Genomic DNA, 5,581 nt, shown 5'->3' with positions numbered 1-5,581 from the left:
AACTAGCAAGACTGGCATCAAAGTATTCTTTGCTGATCCATACAGTCCTTGGCAAAGAGGTACTAATGAAAACATGAATAGGTATATCAGACAATTTATACCTAAAGGTACTAACTTTAACAATATATCTCATCAATACATTAGAAAGTTACAGATAGACTTGAATAATAGACCTAAGAAATGTTTAAATTACTTGACACCTAATGAAGTACATTTTGGTATCTCTATAAACATTGAGAATACAATCTAGCAAAAGAATTAAAGAACATTACCCATTAAAACACTATGGTAACCAGCATCAACGTGGATATTTTCGCCTGTAATACCAGAAGCCATATCAGAACATAAGAATGCAACTGTGTTACCAACTTCCATAATATCAACGTTTTTCTTAAGTGGTGATACTGTAGCATTATAATCTAACATCTTTTTGAAATTAGAAATACCTGAAGCTGCCAAAGTTTTGATTGGACCAGCAGAAACACAGTTTACTTTAATTCCTTCTGGGCCTAATGCAAGAGCTGTATATCTCATAGTAGCTTCTAAAGATGCCTTAGCAACACCCATAGTATTATAACTAGGCATAGCTTTTTCAGCACCAATATATGTAAGACCTACGATAGAAGCATTTCTTCCTTTCATCATCGCACGGCCCTCTCTAGCTAATGCAGCAAAAGAGTAAGCACTGATATCATGAGCAATAGCGAAACCTTCACGAGTAACAGTATCTATAAAATCACCACCTAACTGATCACGAGGAGCAAAAGCGATAGAGTGAATAAGTCCATCTAGACCATCCCAAACTTTACCTAGCTCAACAAACAAGTCTTTCATCTCTTGATCAGAAGTTACATCACAAGGTAAAACTGCAGCTGGATTAAACTCTTCACTTAATTTTTCAACTCTTTCTTTGAATTGACCAACATACGTAAATGCAAGTTCTGCACCTTCTCTATGAAGAGCTTTTGCAATACCATAAGCGATTGATTTATTGCTTAACAGACCAGTAACTAGTATCTTCTTTCCTGCTAAAAAACCCATTTAATATCTCCTTTAGTAGATTAAATCAAAATTTTGCTTGATTAATTACAACCACCATAAGCTGTATAGCAATATCCCAAGCTAGTAGATATAATTATAATTAATAGTAATATAAAACACTAGCTTAATTTTAAGGTGATTACCTATGCATTGGAAAGAAAAAAAAATAGTCTCCGCACCATCTAGCGAAATAGGTTTTGATAAAGCTAAGGCAAGTTGGGATATTATGAAAATATCATCCGAACTTGTCGAAGGATATGAAAGATTAGATAAGATATCTCCGGCTATTAGTATATTTGGTTCAGCAAGGATTTCCGAAGATGATAAGTACTACGAAGATACTGTTGAACTAGCTAAATCTTTGTCAAATCATGGCTTTGCTGTTATCACAGGTGGTGGTCCTGGAATTATGGAAGCAGGAAACAAAGGCGCTCAACAAGGATCTTGCTCAAGTGTAGGCCTAAATATAACCCTACCTCACGAGCAAAAACCTAATAGTTATCAAGATGTCTTTTTGATTTACAGATACTTCTTTACGCGTAAGGCAATGTTTATCAAACACTCCATGTCGTATATAGTCATGCCTGGCGGCTTTGGTACTCTAGATGAGCTTTTTGATATTACAACTCTGATACAAACAGGCAAAAAAGCCAAAATGCCAATTATCCTCTATGGTAAAGATTTTTGGAGCGGATTAATGGAGTGGATAAAAACCACCTTAGTTCAAAAAGGTGTGGTTAGTAAAGAAGAAGTTAATCTTCTAACTCTTGTTGATAGTATTGATGAGGTCTTAGAAATTGTAGCCGAACATTATATGAATACCTACAGTTCAAAAGCACATTCAAAAATTGTATTTTAAAGGTTTTTTGTACATGGATATAAATACTATTTCAGTAACTTTGATTAATAATTCACTTCCTATTATTACAGCTTTTACAGTCCTAATTCACATTTTTTGTGGCTTAGGAATAGCAAAAGATATTCCTAAAGTCTTAGACATAAGACTTACTACGATAATTTTACCAAAAAACATTTGGATACTTGTTGGATTAGTATTTGGTATATGGGGATTGCTTATATACTGGTTATTTCATCATTCAACTATATCAAGAGGTTAAAATAAACCATGAGTAATAATAATTTATGGGAACCAAAATCATATAACTCAATAGGCAAGTTTGTCACAGAATATGGTAATGAAATTGTTGAGCTTCTAAGCCCTCAAAAAGATGAGAAAATTTTAGATATTGGGTGTGGTACAGGTAAACTTACCAATAAAATAAAACTACAAGGAGCTAGCATAGTTGGTATTGATGTATCAAATCAGATGTTAAATCAAGCCAAGAAAAACTATCCAAATATAGAGTTCATAGAAGCAGATGCTCAACAAGATTTGCCATTTAACTCAGAAAATTTTGATGCTGTTTTTTCAAATGCTGCATTACACTGGATGCTAAATCCAACAACTGTCATAAAAAATGTAAATAAAATTTTGAAGAAAAATGGTAGATTTGTCTTAGAGATGGGCGGTAAAGGAAATATAAAAAATCTATTAGCAAGTTTAGATAAAGCATCTCAAAAATATGTTACCCAAGACTATAGTCTTGAGAATTTCTACCCAAGTATTTCGGAGTATACTTCTCTACTTGAAAATAATGGCTTTTTAGTCAAATATGCCATCTTATTTGAAAGACCTACGCTATTAGAAGGCTCTAATGGCTTTAGAAACTGGGCTATGACTTTTAGAAAGAATTTATTAGATAAAGTAACTAATACTGCTGAATTCTTAGAATATGCTGAAAAAATTGCTAAACCATATCTGTATAAAAATAATAAGTGGTATGCAGATTATGTCCGATTAAGAGTTATTGCCTATAAGACACAATAGCTAACAGACTTCTTCTCCGCTAAAAACTTCTTTTCTTAGATTCTCAATATCTTTTCTAATAATATCTTCAACTACTTCTTTTGTAAGGGTATGATCTATTCCTTTAATTAAATTGACATTTCCCCAAGTACTCTCAAAGAATTTATTATCAACAACGTTATCGTTCTCAGCTAAAGTAACCTTTATTGCTTCATGGAATTTCCCAAGCTTGCCATTAAACAACAACAGTAAGTATGCTCCTAACATCTTTCTAATCTTAATCTTACCAAGAACTCTCATTGTTTTATGATGGATAAAAAATGGCGTAATCAAATGAAGTCTTTGATACAAGGCTTCATCAATTAAAGATGAAATCCCAGCAGACATTGATATTGCATAGATAAGATCATAATTATCAGCACTAACTTTATACTTATTGATAATTCTTTTAAGCTTACGCTTTACAAATACTGGTCGACCTAGAGCCACTGTTGTTATCTTAGCTTTGATACCATCAATATCAATATGCTCAACACTATCACCTTTACTATAGTAGCCCCAAATTACTAGTATATTTAACTTGTCTTTATTCATTAATCGATAAGCTCTATTTGATAACCATCTGGATCTTTTATAAATGCTATAACTTGAGTACCTCCTTTTACAGGACCAGCCTCACGAGTTACGATACCGCCTTTGGCTTTGACATCTTCACATGCCTTATAGACATCATCTACCTGCATGCATAGGTGACCGAAAGCATTACCATGATCATACTCATGGTCACCCCAGTTATTGTTAACTCCAATACAGTATGATCCGAAATATCACCATAACCAAGAAATGCTAAGGTATATTTATACTCTGGATTATCCATCTTCTTTTGAACAGTCATTCCCAATATATTTATATAAAAATCTATGGATCTATCCAAATTTTTAACTCGTAACATGACATGAGCAAAACGCATTTTAACTCCTTTAAAAAGTTTATTTGTTATCAAGAAATTATTTTGCTATATTATAGCAGATTTTTAATCCCCTGTTCGTAACTATCCAGGGTTAACAAAACTAAAGGAATATAAATGACAAATTTCAATCTTTTAATACTATTTACTTTTGTAGACTTCTTTGTCTTGTTTCTAGCTTATAAGCTTTTTGGCAAAAAAGGATTACATGTATTTATAGTTATTAGTGTTATTGCCGCAAATATCCAAGTTAACAAAGGGGTTGCTTATGATATTGCTGGTTTTCATATTGTTGCAACACTCGGTAATGTAATGTTTGGTGGCATATTTACAGCAAATGACTTGCTCAACGAGAAATATGGTCGACAAAAAGCACGCAAAGCTGTCCTAAAATCAATCTTTTTTGGTCTATCATTCGTGCTTTTGATGTTTATCTCAACGCTATTCACAAGTTTGAATGATGATTTCTATAATGATATAAATAACTCTTTAAATTTATTTTTCTCAATAAATGGTGGCGCTTTAAAAGCTGTAATTATTGGAAACCTAGTTTATCTTGTATCTCAACTATTTGATGTACTCATATACTCTAAGATAAAAAGCTTTAGCTCTGATATAAAATGGTTATGGCTAAGAAACACTGGCTCAACTTTAATATCTCAAATTCTTGATACTACACTTATAACTTATGGATTTGCATTTGCAAGAATTATACCTACGGAATATGTTTTTGAAGTCATAATTTCAACATTAGTTATTAAATACATAATCGCGCTTATAAATGCTCCTCTTTTTTATATTTTAGCGTTTACAAAACCTAAAGCATAAATATTATAATAAAAGACTATTGATTCAATCATCATGCCATTCTCGCAAAGGCTGGAATCTTCTTAATATTTAAGAGATCCCAATTTCAAGCACGAGGATAACTACTGTTTTTTTTATGATACATACATATTAAATGTCTTAAACAAAGGCTTTATTTAGACATTTTTTACCCTTATTTCACACATTAGTATTTTTATTTACAGAATACAAAAAACTTTCTGCGTCATTTTGCACATACTCTTTAGTATTAGGATCATAATTATTAAATATATTTGCTAGATTGTATTCTCAATGTTTATAGAGATACCAAAATGTACTTCATTAGGTGTCAAGTAATTTAAACATTTCTTAGGTCTATTATTCAAGTCTATCTGTAACTTTCTAATGTATTGATGAGATATATTGTTAAAGTTAGTACCTTTAGATATAAATTGTCTGATATACCTATTCATGTTTTCATTAGTACCTCTTTGCCAAGGACTGTATGGATCAGCAAAGAATACTTTGATGCCAGTCTTGCTAGTTAGCTTCTTATGTTTAGCAAACTCTTTACCATTATCAAATGTAGCTGTTAATATTTTATGACCATTAGATACTTTGTACAATATTCTATTGATTGAATTAGCTGTTCTATCTATAGACTTGGCTAAAATAGTAAATCTGCTAGCTCTATCGACCATTGTTACAATAGCACTTTTATGGTCTTTACCAACAATAGTGTCACCTTCAAAGTGATAAAGATTTTTTCTATTATTAGCACTGCTAGGTCTTTCAGAAATACTCGCTCTATCCTTTATCTTAACTTGTTTAGAGTCACCTTCTTTTTTGTATTTATATTGTCTAGCTTTGAAAAATAATAAGTGTCTAAGCTTTAACTT

The 5,581-nt window shown here is 31.8% G+C and carries 8 protein-coding genes and 1 pseudogene; 5 read left to right on the top strand and 4 right to left on the bottom strand.

Annotated elements, in window-relative coordinates; translation table 11 throughout:
* The coding region (locus tag F8C69_RS08790; RefSeq protein ID WP_159183763.1) for an IS30 family transposase at positions 1-250 on the top strand (250 nt) is incomplete at its 5' end.
* A gap of 8 nt (positions 251-258) precedes the next feature.
* On the opposite strand, the gene F8C69_RS08785 is transcribed toward F8C69_RS08790, so the two are convergent.
* Entirely contained in the window at positions 259-1,041 is a 783-nt protein-coding gene (locus F8C69_RS08785) for an enoyl-ACP reductase FabI (protein WP_159184912.1), read from the bottom strand.
* A gap of 145 nt (positions 1,042-1,186) precedes the next feature.
* Between F8C69_RS08785 and F8C69_RS08780 the strand changes: the two genes are divergently transcribed.
* The 3 genes from F8C69_RS08780 to F8C69_RS08770 are packed head-to-tail and all read left to right on the top strand — an operon-like array spanning position 1,187 to position 2,929.
* A complete protein-coding gene (locus F8C69_RS08780) occupies positions 1,187-1,900 on the top strand; it encodes an LOG family protein (RefSeq protein WP_159184911.1) in 714 nt (237 codons plus the stop codon).
* A 13-nt stretch (positions 1,901-1,913) separates the two neighbouring features.
* Positions 1,914-2,159, top strand: coding sequence for a hypothetical protein (locus F8C69_RS08775; RefSeq protein ID WP_192189619.1), 246 nt, complete (start codon positions 1,914-1,916; stop codon positions 2,157-2,159).
* Positions 2,160-2,167: 8 nt separating this feature from the next.
* Positions 2,168-2,929 carry a class I SAM-dependent methyltransferase gene (locus tag F8C69_RS08770; RefSeq protein WP_159184909.1) on the top strand — a complete coding sequence of 254 codons (762 nt, stop codon included), beginning with the start codon at positions 2,168-2,170 and terminating at the stop codon, positions 2,927-2,929.
* Here the strand turns inward: F8C69_RS08770 and F8C69_RS08765 are convergent, their stop codons facing one another.
* Positions 2,930-3,502, bottom strand: a complete 573-nt coding sequence (locus tag F8C69_RS08765; RefSeq protein WP_159184908.1) for a hypothetical protein — start codon at positions 3,500-3,502, stop codon at positions 2,930-2,932.
* Positions 3,502-3,878 (bottom strand): annotated as a pseudogene (gene gloA, locus F8C69_RS08760) (lactoylglutathione lyase). The gene F8C69_RS08765 and the pseudogene gloA overlap by 1 nt, the downstream one beginning before the upstream one ends.
* Positions 3,879-3,992: 114 nt before the next feature.
* Between gloA and F8C69_RS08755 the strand changes: the two are divergent.
* Positions 3,993-4,703 (top strand): queuosine precursor transporter, encoded by a 711-nt coding sequence (locus tag F8C69_RS08755; RefSeq protein WP_159184907.1) that lies wholly within the window; start codon positions 3,993-3,995, stop codon positions 4,701-4,703.
* 275 nt (positions 4,704-4,978) lie between these two features.
* On the opposite strand, the gene F8C69_RS08750 is transcribed toward F8C69_RS08755, so the two are convergent.
* On the bottom strand, positions 4,979-5,581 hold a 603-nt coding region (locus F8C69_RS08750), incomplete at its 5' end, for an IS30 family transposase (protein ID WP_159183791.1).

Origin of the sequence: Francisella noatunensis subsp. noatunensis (assembly GCF_009823375.1) — a bacterium.
In the GTDB taxonomy this organism is placed as follows: domain Bacteria; phylum Pseudomonadota; class Gammaproteobacteria; order Francisellales; family Francisellaceae; genus Francisella; species Francisella noatunensis.
The sequence above is the reverse complement of the archived record's forward strand: the minus strand, read 5'-3'. Positions and strand labels throughout refer to the sequence as shown.

Coding starts and splice junctions, on each gene's coding strand:
- F8C69_RS08785 (WP_159184912.1), bottom strand. CDS start 1,041: ATGGGTTTTTTAGCAGGAAAGAAGATACTAGTTACTGGTCTGTTAAGC.
- F8C69_RS08780 (WP_159184911.1), top strand. CDS start 1,187: ATGCATTGGAAAGAAAAAAAAATAGTCTCCGCACCATCTAGCGAAATA.
- F8C69_RS08775 (WP_192189619.1), top strand. CDS start 1,914: ATGGATATAAATACTATTTCAGTAACTTTGATTAATAATTCACTTCCT.
- F8C69_RS08770 (WP_159184909.1), top strand. CDS start 2,168: ATGAGTAATAATAATTTATGGGAACCAAAATCATATAACTCAATAGGC.
- F8C69_RS08765 (WP_159184908.1), bottom strand. CDS start 3,502: ATGAATAAAGACAAGTTAAATATACTAGTAATTTGGGGCTACTATAGT.
- F8C69_RS08755 (WP_159184907.1), top strand. CDS start 3,993: ATGACAAATTTCAATCTTTTAATACTATTTACTTTTGTAGACTTCTTT.